The 14,837-nt window shown below is 72.8% G+C and carries 13 protein-coding genes; 12 read left to right on the top strand and 1 reads right to left on the bottom strand.

Features of this window, described 5'->3' with window-relative positions; translation table 11 throughout:
• Positions 1–190: 190 nt before the first annotated feature.
• From ACY34K_RS17075 to ACY34K_RS17020, 12 genes are all read left to right on the top strand, one after another.
• Entirely contained in the window at positions 191–1,783 is a 1,593-nt protein-coding gene (locus tag ACY34K_RS17075; RefSeq protein ID WP_462747817.1) for a phage tail sheath subtilisin-like domain-containing protein, read from the top strand.
• 63 nt (positions 1,784–1,846) lie between these two features.
• Positions 1,847–2,290 carry a phage tail protein gene (locus tag ACY34K_RS17070; RefSeq protein ID WP_462747814.1) on the top strand — a complete coding sequence of 148 codons (444 nt, stop codon included), beginning with the start codon at positions 1,847–1,849 and terminating at the stop codon, positions 2,288–2,290.
• Positions 2,290–2,820, top strand: coding sequence for a hypothetical protein (locus tag ACY34K_RS17065; protein ID WP_462747812.1), 531 nt, complete (start codon positions 2,290–2,292; stop codon positions 2,818–2,820). Before ACY34K_RS17070 ends, ACY34K_RS17065 begins: the two co-directional genes overlap by 1 nt.
• Positions 2,817–2,975 (top strand): DUF6760 family protein, encoded by a 159-nt coding sequence (locus ACY34K_RS17060; protein WP_462747809.1) that lies wholly within the window; start codon positions 2,817–2,819, stop codon positions 2,973–2,975. Before ACY34K_RS17065 ends, ACY34K_RS17060 begins: the two co-directional genes overlap by 4 nt.
• 3,349 nt (positions 2,976–6,324) lie before the next feature.
• Positions 6,325–6,573: a hypothetical protein gene (locus ACY34K_RS17055; protein WP_462747807.1), complete on the top strand. Its 249-nt coding sequence runs from the start codon at positions 6,325–6,327 to the stop codon at positions 6,571–6,573.
• A 101-nt stretch (positions 6,574–6,674) separates the two neighbouring features.
• Positions 6,675–7,100, top strand: a complete 426-nt coding sequence (locus ACY34K_RS17050; RefSeq protein WP_462747805.1) for a phage tail protein — start codon at positions 6,675–6,677, stop codon at positions 7,098–7,100.
• A 14-nt stretch (positions 7,101–7,114) separates the two neighbouring features.
• Entirely contained in the window at positions 7,115–7,846 is a 732-nt protein-coding gene (locus ACY34K_RS17045; protein ID WP_462747803.1) for a CIS tube protein, read from the top strand.
• Positions 7,846–9,741, top strand: coding sequence for a VgrG-related protein (locus tag ACY34K_RS17040; RefSeq protein ID WP_462747800.1), 1,896 nt, complete (start codon positions 7,846–7,848; stop codon positions 9,739–9,741). The genes ACY34K_RS17045 and ACY34K_RS17040 overlap by 1 nt, the downstream gene beginning before the upstream one ends.
• Entirely contained in the window at positions 9,741–10,181 is a 441-nt protein-coding gene (locus ACY34K_RS17035) for a GPW/gp25 family protein (protein WP_462747797.1), read from the top strand. The genes ACY34K_RS17040 and ACY34K_RS17035 overlap by 1 nt, the downstream gene beginning before the upstream one ends.
• On the top strand, positions 10,181–12,139 hold the full coding sequence (locus tag ACY34K_RS17030; RefSeq protein WP_462747794.1) for a putative baseplate assembly protein: 1,959 nt from the start codon (positions 10,181–10,183) through the stop codon (positions 12,137–12,139). The genes ACY34K_RS17035 and ACY34K_RS17030 overlap by 1 nt, the downstream gene beginning before the upstream one ends.
• Entirely contained in the window at positions 12,136–12,693 is a 558-nt protein-coding gene (locus ACY34K_RS17025; RefSeq protein ID WP_462747792.1) for a phage tail protein, read from the top strand. Before ACY34K_RS17030 ends, ACY34K_RS17025 begins: the two co-directional genes overlap by 4 nt.
• Positions 12,690–14,195, top strand: coding sequence for an NADase-type glycan-binding domain-containing protein (locus ACY34K_RS17020; protein ID WP_462747790.1), 1,506 nt, complete (start codon positions 12,690–12,692; stop codon positions 14,193–14,195). Before ACY34K_RS17025 ends, ACY34K_RS17020 begins: the two co-directional genes overlap by 4 nt.
• On the opposite strand, the gene ACY34K_RS17015 is transcribed toward ACY34K_RS17020, so the two are convergent.
• Positions 14,111–14,785 (bottom strand): mycothiol transferase, encoded by a 675-nt coding sequence (locus ACY34K_RS17015; RefSeq protein WP_462747787.1) that lies wholly within the window; start codon positions 14,783–14,785, stop codon positions 14,111–14,113. The two genes, ACY34K_RS17020 and ACY34K_RS17015, sit on opposite strands and share 85 nt — an antisense overlap.
• Positions 14,786–14,837: the final 52 nt, after the last annotated feature.

Genomic DNA, 14,837 nt, shown 5'->3' with positions numbered 1-14,837 from the left:
GGCGGAGCGCGGCAGGGCCGCGGGGGCAGCCTCGCGGGCAGGTTCGGGGCGCCGCCGGGGCACCCTGTGCCGCGCACTGCCCGTGGGGGCAACGGCCGTGCCCCCAAGCAGGTACCGGAGGCCGTTTCGGTCGCCGCGCTTCGCACGGAGGGTGGAGGCCGAAGTGTCTCGTACCCGAGGAGAGCAGAGCATGCCGTCGTACCTGTCGCCCGGCGTATACGTCGAGGAGGTGGCCAGTGGTTCGCGCCCCATCGAGGGGGTGGGAACATCGGTGGCAGCCTTCGTGGGGCTGGCCCCCACCGGCCCCTTGAACGAGCCGACCCTGGTGACCAACTGGACCCAATACGTCGCGGCCTTCGGTGACTTCACCGACGGGTACTACCTCGCGCACAGCGTCTACGGCTTTTTCAACAACGGCGGCACGGCCGCCTATGTCGTACGCGTCGGCGGCGCGCCCGCGGGCACGTCCGAAGCCTCCGCCACCGCCGTGGCGGGTTCCACCACGAAGGGTTCCGCCGCACCGGCCGCGCTGCCGCCGGGAGAGCCCCGGCAGCTCGGCACCTTCACCGTGACCGCCGTGGCGCCCGGTTCGCTGAGCGTCGAGGTGGCCGACGCGGAGGGGGAGGGCCCGGCCGAGCGGTTCAGACTGATCGTCAAGGACGGTGACGATGTCGCCGAGACGTTCGACGTGACGGCCAGGAAGAGCGGCCGCAACTACGTCGTCACGCAGGTCAAGGAGCGCTCCAGGCTCATCACCGTGCAGGAGGCGGCGCCCGCCGGGCAGCTCGCCCGGCCCGAGAACCAGACCGTGGCGCTGCCCGCACCGGTGGCCCCCGCGCCGGTGGCGGACACGCCCTCGGCCGACCCGTCGCACCCCGGCCCCGCCGAGTACCTCGGCGACTCCGCCGACCGCACCGGCTTCGGCGGCCTGGAGGCGGTCGACGAGGTCTCGATGGTCGCGGTGCCCGACCTCATGGCCGCCTACCAGCGCGGTGCGATCGACCTGGAGGCCGTCAAGGCCGTCCAGCTGGGTCTGATCGCGCACTGCGAGCTGATGGGTGACCGCGTCGCCGTCATCGACCCCCCGCCCGGGCTGAACGCCCGCCAGATCAGGGTCTGGCGCCAGGAGACCGCCGGCTACGACTCCAAGTACGCCGCCCTCTACTACCCCTGGATCAAGTCCTTCGACCCGTCCACCGGGCAGGCCCGGCTGATCCCGCCGAGCGGCCACATCGCCGGAGTGTGGGCCCGCAACGACTCCGAGCGCGGTGTGCACAAGGCGCCCGCGAACGAGGTCGTACGCGGCGCCGTGGACCTGGAGATCCAGATCACCCGGGGCGAGCAGGACCTCCTCAACCCCGTGGGCGTCAACTGCATCCGCGCCTTCCCGGGCCGCGGCATCCGCGTCTGGGGCGCACGCACCCTCTCCTCCGACCCGGCCTGGCGCTACCTGAACGTCCGCCGGTACTTCAACTACCTGGAGGAGTCCATTCTGATCGGCACCCAGTGGGTGGTGTTCGAACCGAACGACCACGCCCTCTGGGCCCGGATCCGCCGCAACATCTCGGCGTTCCTGGTCAACGAGTGGCGCGGCGGCGCACTCTTCGGCGCCCGGCCCGAGGACGCGTACTACGTCAAGTGCGACGAGGAGACCAACCCCCAGGAGTCCGTCGATCTCGGCCGGGTCGTCTGCGAGATCGGCATCGCGCCGGTGAAGCCCGCCGAATTCGTGGTCTTCCGTCTGGCCCAGTTCTCCAGCGGCAGCGGGGAGCTCGAGGAGTAGCCCCGGCCCCGCCACCCCGTTCTTTCGTACACCGACAGAAACCGTGAGAAGGACAGAGAACAGATGAGTCTCCAGCCGGGTGACGCCCTCACCTCGCACAATTTCGGCCTGCAGATCGACGGCGTGATGGTCGAATACCTCGCGGAGGTCAGTGGCCTCAGCCTCGAGCAGGACGTCATCGAGTACCAGCAGGTCTCCGCGCAGGGCAAGCCGGTGACGAAGAAGCTGCCCGGTGTGAAGAAGGCAGGCACCTGCACCGTCGTGCGCGGTATGACGCAGTCCGCGGCCTTCAACCAGTGGATCAACGAGTCGGTCAACGGCGCGATGTCCACGGCCCGCAAGAACGCCACGATCATGGTGATGGACTATCAGAACAACCCGGTCAAGCGGTACAACATGCGCAACGCCTGGTGCAGCAAGATCGACACCAGCACCGTGAAGGCCGGTGAGGCGTCCGCGCTGACCGAGACCGTGACGATCACGTTCGAAGAACTGGTCATCGAGTAATGCGGCGCACGGCTACCGGGGCCGGCACGGGTGCGCTCACGGACGCCGTGCCGGAGGCCGGGGCGCAGCAGGAGCAGTGGACGAGCGACGCCCCCGCCCACGTCCCCGGCCCCGCCCCCGTTCCCGGCTCGGGACCGGCTCCCGGCGCGTCCGCGCAACGTCTGCGGACGGAGTTCGCGTTCGAGCTGCCGCGCGGATACGTCGACGAGTCCGGCGCCGTCCACCGTGACGGCGTCATGCGGCTCGCGACCGCCCGGGACGAACTCGTGCCACTGCGGGACATGCGGGTCCAGGAGAACCCGGCCTACCTGTCGGTGGTACTGCTCGGCCGGGTGATCACCCGGCTCGGCACGCTGCCCCTCGTCCACGACGGGGTGGTGGAGAACATGTTCGCCTCCGACCTGGCGTTCCTCCAGGACTTCTACCGGCAGATCAACGCGGAGGGACACACCCGGGCAGGCGTCACCTGCCCCCACTGCGAGCAGCCCTTCGAGGTCGAACTCGGCGGGAGCCGCCTGGGGGAATCGTGACGTACGCGACCGACCGCCTGCACGAGGAGATCGCGTACGTCGCCTATCACTTCCACTGGAACCTGGAGGACATCCTGGACCTCGAACACCACGACCGGCGCCGCTACACCGAGCAGATCGCGGGACTCGTCACCCGCGCGTCGGCGCAGGGGTGAGGACATGGCACTCTTCAGCCGGCTCAGAGGGGGCCGGGGGCGCGCGGCGGAACCGGCGGTCGGTACGGACTCCTTCGTGGGCCCGGCGGAACCACCCGCCGGGGCAGCGACTCACGCCGGTGACGGTACACCGGGCGAGGACGGCACCTCGGTCGCGCCGCCCGCGGTCGCGCCCCGGGCACCCGGATGGCCGGCGCTCCCGCCGATCCAACGCGTGAGCGCCGGCGCCGAGGGGCCGGTCTCCGAAACGGCCTTCGGCCGTCGGCTCGCCACGTGGCAGAGCCCCGCCTTCGCCGGACCGTTGTCCCACGCGGTCCTCGACGAGGCGCCGGGCGGACTGGTCCATGGCGTGCTGACCGCGTCGGCGCCGCCGGTCTCCGGACTGGAACTGCCGACCCCTTCTCTGCCGGTTGCCCGTGCCGTCGCAGAGGCGGCGGGCCACGGCGTCGAAGCACCGACGGTGCAGCGCGCGGCCCTGCCGGCGGTGCCTTCGCCGGTACGACCGCCGGGCGTCGCCGTGACGCCCGTGACGGCCCCCGCCCCTCCGCCGGCCGCACTGACCCGGGCACGGCCCGTGCGGCGCAGGGAGCTGCCGGTCGTCCCGTCGGCGGCTTCAGGCCCGGCGTCGGCTTCGAGTACAGGTACGAGTACGAGTACGGGGGCGGCTCCAGCGCCGGGCACGGGGGCGGCTCCAGCGCCGGGCACGGGGGCGGCTCCCCGGGAGGGGGCGTCCGCCGGCCCGACGGCTTCCGCCCAACGACGGGCCACCACTGGTGGTCCAGGGCGGCGGGAGCCGGACCCCATGACTTCAGCGCCCGGGACCCAGGCGGCCGCCATTCCGGCAAACGGGCCCGCCGGGCCCTCGACTTCGGATGCGGGTCCGACGGCCCCCGCATCCGGCGCCTCGCCGGCCGGGCCGGTCCGCCGCAGACCTTTGCTGGGAGCGCCCATGCCCTCGGCACCCGCGGACGCGACACCCCTGATGGGGCGTGGCGCAGCCGGCGGAGGACGGCGGCGTGAACAACGGGCGGGGCATGCCCCTGAGCGGGGACCCGAGATCGCCCCCATCGGCGCACGCCCCTCTCCACCGGCTCCCGCGCCCGCACCCGGAACCGGTTCCGTGCAGGTGGACCGGTATCCCCTCGCACGTTCCGCGGCCCCACAGCCCTCCGCGCCCGGTACCGCCTCCGTCCCTCTTGCGGATGGACGGGCGGGCAGCGCGACGGGTAGGCCTCCCGCCGCACTCGCCCCGCCACCCGAGGAGACGCACGCGCCTTCCGCCGGGGGAGCGGCTGCCCGCACCGGGGGCGGTGTGCCCACGAGCAGGGCGAGCAGCACAAGTGCCACGAGCAGCACAAGCGACACCAGCAACACGGGCGACGTGAGTGGGCCGGGCGGGTCGAGCGGGCCGGGCGAGAACACCGCCCGCGCCGCGGTGCGGCGTCACGCCGGGGAGCAGCCCCCGGCGACGCCGCGTCCCGCACCTCACCCCGGCCGGGCACTCGCTCCCGTCCGCGCGCTCACCACCGCGCCGACGTCCGCGGCCTCACCGACGTCCGCGCGTCGTCCGGAGGCGCTCCCGAGGGCCGCCGTGCCGTTGCGCCGCCTTCCCTCGGCACCGCCCGTGCAACGACGCTCGGCCGCGACGCCCGCGGGCTTCTCGGGGACAGTGAGCACGCCGGCACCGCCACCACCGGACGGCGCGGCCGGCGGCGGCGCCGGTCAGGCTCCGGTGGCGCAGCGGGTCAGGACGCCGGAGCCGGCGACGGGACAGCCGAAGGGCCAGGGCGCCGTGACGCCCGCAGGGCGGCGGACGGCCCCGGCCCCCGCGGTGCTGCCTGTGTCCGGCACCACGCGTCCCGCGCCGGGTTCCGCGACTCCGTCCGGTTTGCCCCGGACCGACGCTGCGGCCGTCGCCCCCGGCCCGCGTCCGGCGCGCCTTCCGGCTACGGCCACGGAACCCATACGCGATGCCGGTGCCGTCCGACGGACGAAGGCCCGATCGGCAACAGCGGCAGCCCCGTCCCCGTCCCTGTCCTCAGCCTCGTCGCCGTCCCCGTCGCCGTCCCCGTCCCCGTCGCCGTCCGCGGCCTCGTCGGGCTCCCCGTCCCCAGGCTCGTCGCCCTCCCCGTCGCCGTCCCCGCCCGTGTCGGCCGCTGGTCCTTCGCCGCACGCTGCGCCGCCCGCGGTGCAACGCTCGGTGCAGGACGGATCAACCCGGCCCACGCGGGGCGGCGGCTCGTCGACACCGTCAGCGGCGCCCATGCCGTCGGCGGCAACGCCAACGCGCCGCACGGCCGCGCCCTCCGGTGAGACAGCGGAAAGCCGCGGTGGCAACACGCGCGCCGACGGTGCCGTGGCGAACACCGGCCAGGTGCGGATCAGCCGTCCCGATGCGGGCATGCCCCCCGTACAGCTCCTCCCCGCCCCGAACTTCCCTGCCCCGGCCACCTCACCACCGCCACCGGAGGGACCTGCCACGGCGCCGCGACAGAGCCACGTCGTGCCGTCTGTGCCGCAGCGTCGACCTGAGTCCGGTTCTGACCCCGGGACACCGCACCCGGGTGCGACCTCCACACCCCGCGTCGGTCTCGGTGTACCGCTGGTGCGGCGTCCGCCCGCGGAAAGCGTGACAACACCCGCTGGCGCCACGCCGATTCAGCGTTCCGGTCAGCCTCGGCGAAGCCCCGCCGGGATGCCGAATCCGGCGCCGGTGAAGGCCGCCACGGTACCCGTACCCGTATCTGTCCCGGCACCGGCCACGACCGGCAGTCCGGTGTCCGACGTGGAGCGACGCGCGACACCGGACGTGGAGCGACGCGCGACACCGGACGTGCAGGAGCGCGCGACACCGGACGTGCAGGAACGCGCGACACCAGACGTACAGCAACGCACGCCAGGCCCTGCCGTCGGCGCCGCCCCCTCCGTCCAGCGTTCTTCACTGCCGGACCCGCCCGACCCTCCTGCGGCCCTCCGGCCGAGCGACCGCCGGCCCCCGGCCGTTCCCTTGACGCGGCCCGCCACGAGTCCCGATCCGCTGCCCCCGGCCTCGCGTACGGTGCGGCGCGTCGCGAACACCGGGGCCACGCACCGCCCGGAGGACGCGCCCGGGCACCGCCCGCCCGCCGCGCCCGACGGTCCGGGAAACAAGGGCCCGCGCTCGGACCGTCCCGCCACGGAAAGCCCGGCGCCGCCCTCCGGCCCTCCCGTACGGCCCCACACACCCGTGGCCCTCACCTCGGCCGCCGTCCTGCCCGTCCAGCGCATGCCGGCGACACCGTCCGTACCGCCCGTGCCTGCCGTGTCATCTCCCCCCGCCGCGTTCCACGCTCCCACCCCGCCCCCCACGGTGCGACGTCGTACGGCCCCCGGCCCCCCGCCGCCACACCCGCCCGCCCCTCCGCCTCATGCCGCCAAGAAGAAGGACAACAACACCGCACCGCCCGACACCCCCGCCGATTTCGACGCCCGCGTCCTCACCGGTGCCCAGATCGACGAGTTGACCCACCGGCTCATCGGACCGCTGGCCCGCCTGCTGCGGACCGAACTGCGGCTCGACCGCGAGCGCGTCGGCAAGCTCCGCGACTCGCGTCACTGACCCCGTCCCACCCTGTTCGCTCCCCCGTCCCGACCCGTCCCGACCCGTCCCGCACTGCCCCGTACGACGACCGGTACGGCACCACCCAGAAAGGCCATCCGATGCCCAGCGAACGCGACCCGGGCTCCTCCATCTTCTTCACCCTGACCATCGACGGCGAGAGCCTCGGCCGCTTCAACGGGTGCGAGGGACTGTCCTCGGCGGTGGAGATCGAGCAGCACCAGGAAGGCGGCAACAACGGGTTCGTCTGGCAGCTCCCGTCCCGGGTGACCTTCTCCTCCATCCGCCTGACCCGGCCGCTCACCGCGGACACCGCCAAGGTCGCGGCGTGGATCTCCTCCGTGACCACGGGCGTCACCAGGCCCACCGCCCAGATCGCGGCCCTGCGCGCCGACGGCTCCGAGGTGGCCCGCTGGGGCCTGATCGACGTGCTGCCGGTCAGCTGGCAGGGACCGTCCCTCGACCCGGCCAGTCCCCAAGTGGCCACCGAGGTACTGGAGATCACGCACCACGGGTTCACGGACTGAGGGGATCGCCACACATGCCAGGCAAGGGAGCCAAGGGCGGCGCCGGCAGGAGTCTGGTGCGGGCCACGCTCGCCATCCACGAGCCGCCGATCGGCCACAGCACGACACCCGGCGGGTTGATCAGGAACTTCGCCTTCGACTTCAACCCGTCACAGCTCGGACTGAGCCGGCGCGCACGGTGGAAGACCACCCCCACGGCAGCGGTGCGCGACGGTGCGCTGCCCGAGTTCATGGGCCCCGAGCCCCGCGAAATGACGCTGGAGGTGTTCCTCGACTCCTCCGACGACCCGGGCGGCAACTCGGTTCTGAAGAAGGTCGAAGCGCTGTTCTCCTGCTGCGAGGTGACGTCGAAGAGCATCGCGGCCAAGCAGCCGTCCACACCGTGGGTGGTCTTCCAGTGGGGGGCGTTCTCCACCGCCCGGTTCACGGCGTACGTCTCCTCGGTGGACGCGACCTACACGTTGTTCGGTACGACCGGCGTTCCGATCAGGGCCACCTGCCAGGTGCATCTCCACGAGATCCCCAGCCGGACCAAGGGCCAGAACCCCACCTCGGGCGCGCTCACCGCGCGGCGCGTGCACCGGGTCGTCGCCGGAGACTCGCTGGAGTCACTGGCCTGGCGGGAGTACGGAGACGCGGCCGCATGGCGGGCGATCGCCGAAGCCAACGGCATCGACGACCCGACGCGACTGCCGGCAGGTGTCGAGCTGGTGCTGCCCGCGGCCGAGGAAATGAGTGCTTCCTGATGGTGCAGGCATCCTTCTCCAACGTCATCCACCTCACCCTCAACGGCGCCAAGCTCCCCGACACGTACACCAACGCCCTCATGGGCGCCTGGGTCGACCTCGGAGCGGGTGTTCCCGGAGCCTTCCGGCTCACCTTCCGCGATCCGCACGGACTGCTGCTCGGCAAACTGGGCGTCGAATTCGGTACGAAGGTGGTCCTGGCGCCCGTGTCCGCCGGCCAGGGCACCGGGACACCGCTGCTCACGGGCGAGGTCACCGGCATGGAGACCGACTACGACGGCACCGGTACGTTCACCGTCGTACGCGGCTACGACCAGGGCCACCGCCTGATGCGACAGCGCAGGGTCGCCGCGTACCGCAACCAGACGGCCTCCGACATCGTCCGCAAGCTCGTGAGAACGAGCGGCATCCCGGTCGGCAGGGTGCAGCCCACCAAGACGGTCCACGAGTTCATCAGCCAGGCCAACGTGACCGACTGGGACTTCCTGGCCCGGCTCGCCGACGAGAACGAGATGGTCATGTCGCTGGACGGCGACGGCAGATTCCGGTTCGCCGCACCGGACCCCGCGTCCGGCGCACCTCCGACGAGCACGGACGGCGAGAAGAGCCCCTTCGTCCTGCACGCCGGGCAGGACGTGCTGCGCTGCCGCGCCGCCGTCACCGCCGCCGACCAGGTCGGCACGGTCGAGTCCCGCGGCTGGGACGTCACGACGAAGAGGAAGCTCACCGCCACGGCCACCGCCGCGGCCAACCCCGCCATCGCGATAGGCACCACGCCGAGGAAGGCGGGTGCCCGCTTCGGGGCCACCACACTGGTCGAGACCGACACTCCCTACGACCGTCAGTCCGAGGTCGCCTTCGCGGCACGCTCCCTCGCCGACGACATCACCTCCTCCTTCGCGGAACTGGAAGTGACCGTCCGTGGCAATCCCCGGCTGCGCCCCGGGGTACCAGTCACGCTCCGGGACGTCGGCGCCCCGTTCGAAGGCAAGTACACGGTCACCTCCGTACGGCACGACTTCGGCAGCGGTGGCGAGTACACGACCTGGGTGACGGTCAGCGGGCGGCAGTGGCGCTCGCTGTTCGGCCTCACCTCCGGCGGTGGCACCACGACCCGTCCGCGGCTCCCGGGCGTCGCCAACGCGCTCGTCACCGATGTACAGGACCCGCTGAAACAGGGCAGGGTGAAGCTGCAGTTCCCCTGGCTCGACGACACCTACGTGAGCGACTGGACGCGCACCGTCCACATGGGGGGCAAGGGCGGCGGAGGCATCTTCCCGCTGGACGTCGGCGACGAGGTGCTGGTGGCCTTCGACCGCGGGGCCCTGGACCACCCGTACGTCGTCGGAGGCCTCTACAACGGCCGGGACAAGCCGACCGACGTCAGGGATGTCCCCCTGCACGACGGACTGCGCAAGCAGGCGATCCGCCACACCCTGTCCGACCGGCAGGGCAACAGGGTGGACCTGCTGAGCCAGCCCACCGGCGCCCGCAAGCAAGGCGTGCGGATCGCCACCGGCAACGACCGGCTCACCATCAACCTCGACCGCACCAGAACCGAGATCACCGTGGACAGCAAGGGCTCCGTCACCATCAAGGGCGGCGGACAGGTGTCGGTGGAGGCAGGCACGGACCTCACCCTGAGCGCGCGCCGGTCCCTGACGATCAAAAGCGGCGGGCCCCTCACCCTGGAAGGCCGCGGCGTGGTCAACCTCAAGTCCGTCGCCGGCGCGATCCGGGTCAGCGCACTGGGCGCTCTCGACCTCCAGGCCAAAGGCAGCGCACAGCTCGGCGCCGCGAGCGTCCAGATCAACTCCGTCGCCAACGCGGGCATACGGGCCATCAGCATCCCCCTGCAGGGCCTCGTGACCGCCAACGGAAAGCCGGTGATCTGATGTCCGAGCAGTTCGTCGGCTCAGGCTGGGCCTTCCCGATGAGGATCGGACCCACCGGTGCCATCGCGCTGGTCAGCGGGGAGCGGGAGATCGAGGAGGCGATCCGGCTCGTGCTGGCCACCGCCCCCGGCGAGCGGCCCATGCGTCCCGAATACGGCTGCGCCATCCACGACCTGGTGTTCGCCCCGGTCAACGAGGCCACCGCCGGCCGCATCCAGCACGAGGTGTACGCGAGCCTCGACCGCTGGGAGCCCCGCATCGAGGTGAACGACGTCGAGGTGACCGCCGGAGCCGAGCAGGGCGTGCTCTACATCGACGTGCGCTACTCGATCCGCGGCACCAACAATCCGCGCAGCCTCGTCTTCCCGTTCTACGTCATTCCCGCACACGACGAGCCCCGCCCGGGCGACTCGGGCGACCTCCCCGAAAGCGACCGCTGATGGCCCTGCCCTCCCCGAACCTCGACGACCGCCGCTTCCAGCAGTTCGTCGACGACGCCAAGCGCTACATCCAGAGCCGCGCCCCCGAATGGACGGACCACAACGTGTCCGACCCCGGCGTCACCCTCGTGGAAGCGGTCGCCCACATGGCCGACCAGATCGTCTACCGGCTCAACCGCGTTCCCGAAAAGAACCACCTGGCCTTCCTGGACCTCGTCGGGATCACCCTCTTCCCGCCCATGGCCGCCCGCACCGACGTCACCTTCTGGCTCTCCGCCCCCCAGGAGGATCCCGTGGTCGTACCGGCCGGCACCGAGGTCGCCACGCTCCGCACCGAGAGCGAGGACGCCGTCGTCTTCGCCACCGAACGCAAACTCACCATCGCCTCGTGCGATCTGACCCGCCTCGTCGTGCAGAACAGCGGCTCGGCCGTCGCCGACCGGACCCACGACCTCGACGAGGGCAAGGACGTGTCGTGCTTCGCCGACGCGCCCCGGTCCGGCGACTGCATGCTCCTGGGCCTGAGCACAGCCGTACCGCACTGCGCGGTGGCGCTCGAACTGGACAGCCGGGTCGACGGCGTGGGCGTCGACCCCCGCCAGCCGCCCCTGGTGTGGGAGGCATGGACCGAGGACGGCTGGGAGCGGTGCGAGGTCGACCGGGACGACACCGGCGGCCTGAACCGGCCGGGCGCGGTCGTCCTGCACGTCCCGGCCGGTCACGTCGTCTCCCGCACCGCGGGCCGGCAGGCCGGCTGGCTGCGCTGCCGCGTCACCGAGCCGCTGCCCGGCCAGCCCTTCTACAGCACCTCGCCGACCGTCCGGTCCGCGCGGGCCTTCACCATCGGCGGCACCATGGTCGCCGTACACGCGGAGACGGTGCACGACGAAGCCCTCGGCGAGGCCACCGGCCTGCCCGGACAGCGCCTGAGCCTGGCCCATACGCCCGTCGTCGGCGACGACCCGCCGCTGCACCTCCAGACCGCCGACCACGACGGCTGGACCGACTGGAAGGTCGTCCCGCACTTCGCCGCCTCCGGTCCGCACGACCGGCACATCACCCTGGACGCCGCCACCGGCGAAATCGCCTTCGGCCCCGCCGTACGCCAACCCGACGGCACCCTGCGCCAGTACGGAGCCACCCCGCCCAAGGGCTCGGTCGTCCGGGCACGCCGCTACCGCACCGGCGGCGGCCGCGCCGGGAACGTCGCCCGCGGCGCCGTCCGAGTGCTGCGCAGCTCCATCCCCTACGTGGCCGAGGTCGTCAACCGGGAAGCCGCCCGCGGCGGCGTCGACGGCGAAACCGTCGAAGAGGCCAAGACCCGCGCCCCCATCACACTGCGCGCCCAGGAACGGGCCGTCACACTGCGCGACTACGAGGAACTCGCCCGGCGAGCCGCCCCCGACACGGCCCGCATCACGTGCCTGGAGGGTGACGAAGGCCGGCACGGGGCGTACGCCGTCAGGGTTCTCGTCGTCCCCCAGGCGGTCGTCGATCCGGGCGGACGCCTGCGCTTCGAACAACTCGTCCCGAAGAACGCCCTGCTGGAACGCATCACCCGGCACCTCGACGAGCGGCGCCTCATCGGAACACGACTGGCGGTCGGGCCGCCGTTCTACCAGGGCGTGACCGTCGTCGCCACCGTCCATGCCTTCCGCGGCGTCGACACCGACCGCGTACGCCGCCAGGTCCACGACGCGCTCTACCGGCACATCGACCCCCTCACCGGCGGCACCGACGGCAAGGGATGGCCGTTCGGACGCCCCGTCCAGTCCGGGGAGATCTTCGCCGTGCTACAGCGCGTACCCGGTGTCGAACTCGTCGACGAGGTACGGCTCCACCCCGCCGACCCGCTGACCGGGAAGCGCGGGGAGGCGACGGACCGCATCGACCTCGACCCCCCGTCCCTGGTGTTCTCCTTCGACCACAAGGTGCGTGTGATCGGCGACGCCTCATGAGGGGATCCATCGACGGACTGGCGTCCTCCGCGCCGATCGGCACGCTGTTGCCGGCCGTCTTCGCCGACGACGACCTGGCTCAGCGATTCGTCGCCGGCCTCGACGAGGTCCTCGCACCGATCCTCCACGTCCTCGACTGCCTGGACACCTACTTCACCCCGGCACTCGCCCCGGCCGACTTCACCCAGTGGCTCGGCGGCTGGGTCGGCGCGGAGACCGACGGCACCGAGCCCGAGGACCGGCTGCGCGCCGCCGTCGCCGCGGCCGCGCACCTGCACCGCGTACGGGGCACCCGCCGCGGCCTGGCCGAAGCCGTCCTGCTGGCCTTCGGCGTGGCGCCGGAGATCACCGAGAGCGGAGCCGCCGACTGGAACGCCCGGCCCCTCGGCCCGGTCCCGGGAGAACGCCGCCCCCGTCTGCACGTCGTCCTGAGACTGCCCGACCCGACCCCGGCGGACGAGCACCGGCTCGACCGCCTCGTGGCAGCCGCCCGCCCCGCCCACATGCCGTACACGGTCCAGGTGACCGCTTCCGAGAGGACTCCCCAGAGATGACCCGTCAGACCCCCGGCACCGGCTCCGGGAGGGAAGGGGCCGCCACCAACTGCGCCGAGTGCGGCACCCGGGCGGAACCAGGCCAGTCCTTCTGCGACTCGTGCGGTGCCGTACTGCGCTGGACGTCCGACGCCCCGGAACGGACCGGGGCAGCCGCCGGTCGCGTCCCGGCTCCCGCCCCGACGCGTACCGGGGCGACCGGGCCCGCGCCGCGGGACGCCGCCGCCGAGCCTCCCGACCCCGGGGCACCCCAGAGCGCGCCGCCCACCCGAGCCGCCGGCCGGGACACGGAGCCGGTGGAGGACGGCGACGACCCGGAACGGGACCGTCCCGCGCGACCCGGCACAGGACCGCGGCCGACCCCGAGGGAGGTGGCTTCGCCACCGGCGCCCACCAGCGGCAGCGACGTCCACGCCGTGCCGGGAGACAGCCCCGGGAACCCCGGTGGCACCTCCCGGACCGGCACCCCCGAACCGGCCGACCGCGGCTCGGCCGACCGCCCGGCCGGCCCGACCGCCGCTCCCGCCGATGACACGGCTCCCACGCGGCCACAGCCGTCCGCGACCCCAGGCCCCACCACCGCTCCCGACGACACCGTGGCGCGGGCCAGGTCCCTGCTCGTGCCCGTCTCCGACTCCGAACCCCGGGCGCCGGAGCGGCCGTCGGTGGCGCCCGTCCTCCCGGGCCGCCCGGTCGCGAACCGCCCCCACGTGCGAGCCCCGGGCCGGGAGACCGGCGCCGACGGCGGCGTCCCCTGCCCCTGGTGCGCCACCCCCAACCGCCCGGACCGGCACTTCTGCGGCCGGTGCGCCATGCCGATGTCCGGCGCCCCCGCGTCGGCGAACCCAGGGCGCAGGCCCTGGTGGCGCCGCCTGCTGAACTTCCGCAACCGCCCGACCCCATGGGCCGGAGACCGGCCACGCCTGCGCAGGGGCTTGGGACGGATCATGAACCTGGTCGTCGGCGCGCTGGTGCTGGCCGCGCTGATCACCGCCGGCCTCAACGCCGGAAAGGCCGTCGACGCGGTTCGCGACCACTTCGCCAAGCGGGCCCCCGTCGCGCCCGACACCATCACGGCCTCACGGTCGTACGAGGGCCACTCGCCGCAACTCGTCTTCGACAAGCGGAACAACACCTGGTGGGGCCCCGGAGTGGCCCGGTCCGGCGAAGGCGAATGGATCGAGGCCCGCTTCGACCGACCCATCCGCCTCCTGGACCTGGTCATCACCCCCGGCGTCTCCACGCGCCCCGACCAACTCTCCGAGTCGGCCCTTCCCCACCGCCTCGATGCGCTGATCACCACGGCCGACGGTAAAACGGCAAGGCGCTCACTCACCCTCGACCAGGGCGCCGGCGGACAACGCCTCCCCTTCCGAGTCGGCACCGTCACCGCCGTGCGCTTCATCCTGGGCTCGGCCTACGGCGCCGCCGAGAACAAGCAGGTCGCCCTCGCCGAGATCGAGTTCTTCGGCCCGTCGAGCAACGGCAGGGGCGGCGAGTGACGTCCGCGGCACACCGGCGTGCATCCCGGGACCGGTCCCCAACGGCTTGCCCGGGTCACCAGGAGGTCGCGAAGCCGTACGCTCCCGACGACTGGGGTGCCGAGGTCGGCGAAGCGGTCGACGAACCGGTCGGTTCGTTCGGCCTCGGCCCGCCACTGACGCCAGGCGCCCACCACGACCACCGGGTCGGCGACCGCGCCGTTCCAGTCGGCGTCGCGGTCGTCGGCGGTGCGGTACAGCCTCGGGCAGTCTTCGCCTGCCATCCGGCGGAAGTGCCGTTCGTTCTCGGCCATGTGCCGCACCAGCCCCAGCAGGGACATCGTGGAGGGTGGAACGGAGCGCCGGGCCATCTGTTCCGCGTCAAGGCCCGCGCACTTCATCTCCATGGTGAGGCGGAAGTAACGCAGTTGATCGAGAAGCGTGCCGCGTTCATCGGCCGTCTCCGCATCGGTTTCGCGCGGATCGTCCTCCGGGTCGACCCACAGATCGGGATGGACGGTCGAGGGCGTCCACCGCGTCAGCGCCGGTTCGTTGATGCGCTCGCCTGAGGCCATGGGGGCATGGTGGTACCCAACAACGCCGTCCGCCACCGAATATCGAGCGTCTGTGTCGGACATCGGCCGGCCGACGGCGCCCGTGGCC

The organism is Streptomyces sp. STAM6 (assembly GCF_054963715.1).
This window is presented reverse-complemented; position numbering and strand designations above follow the sequence as displayed.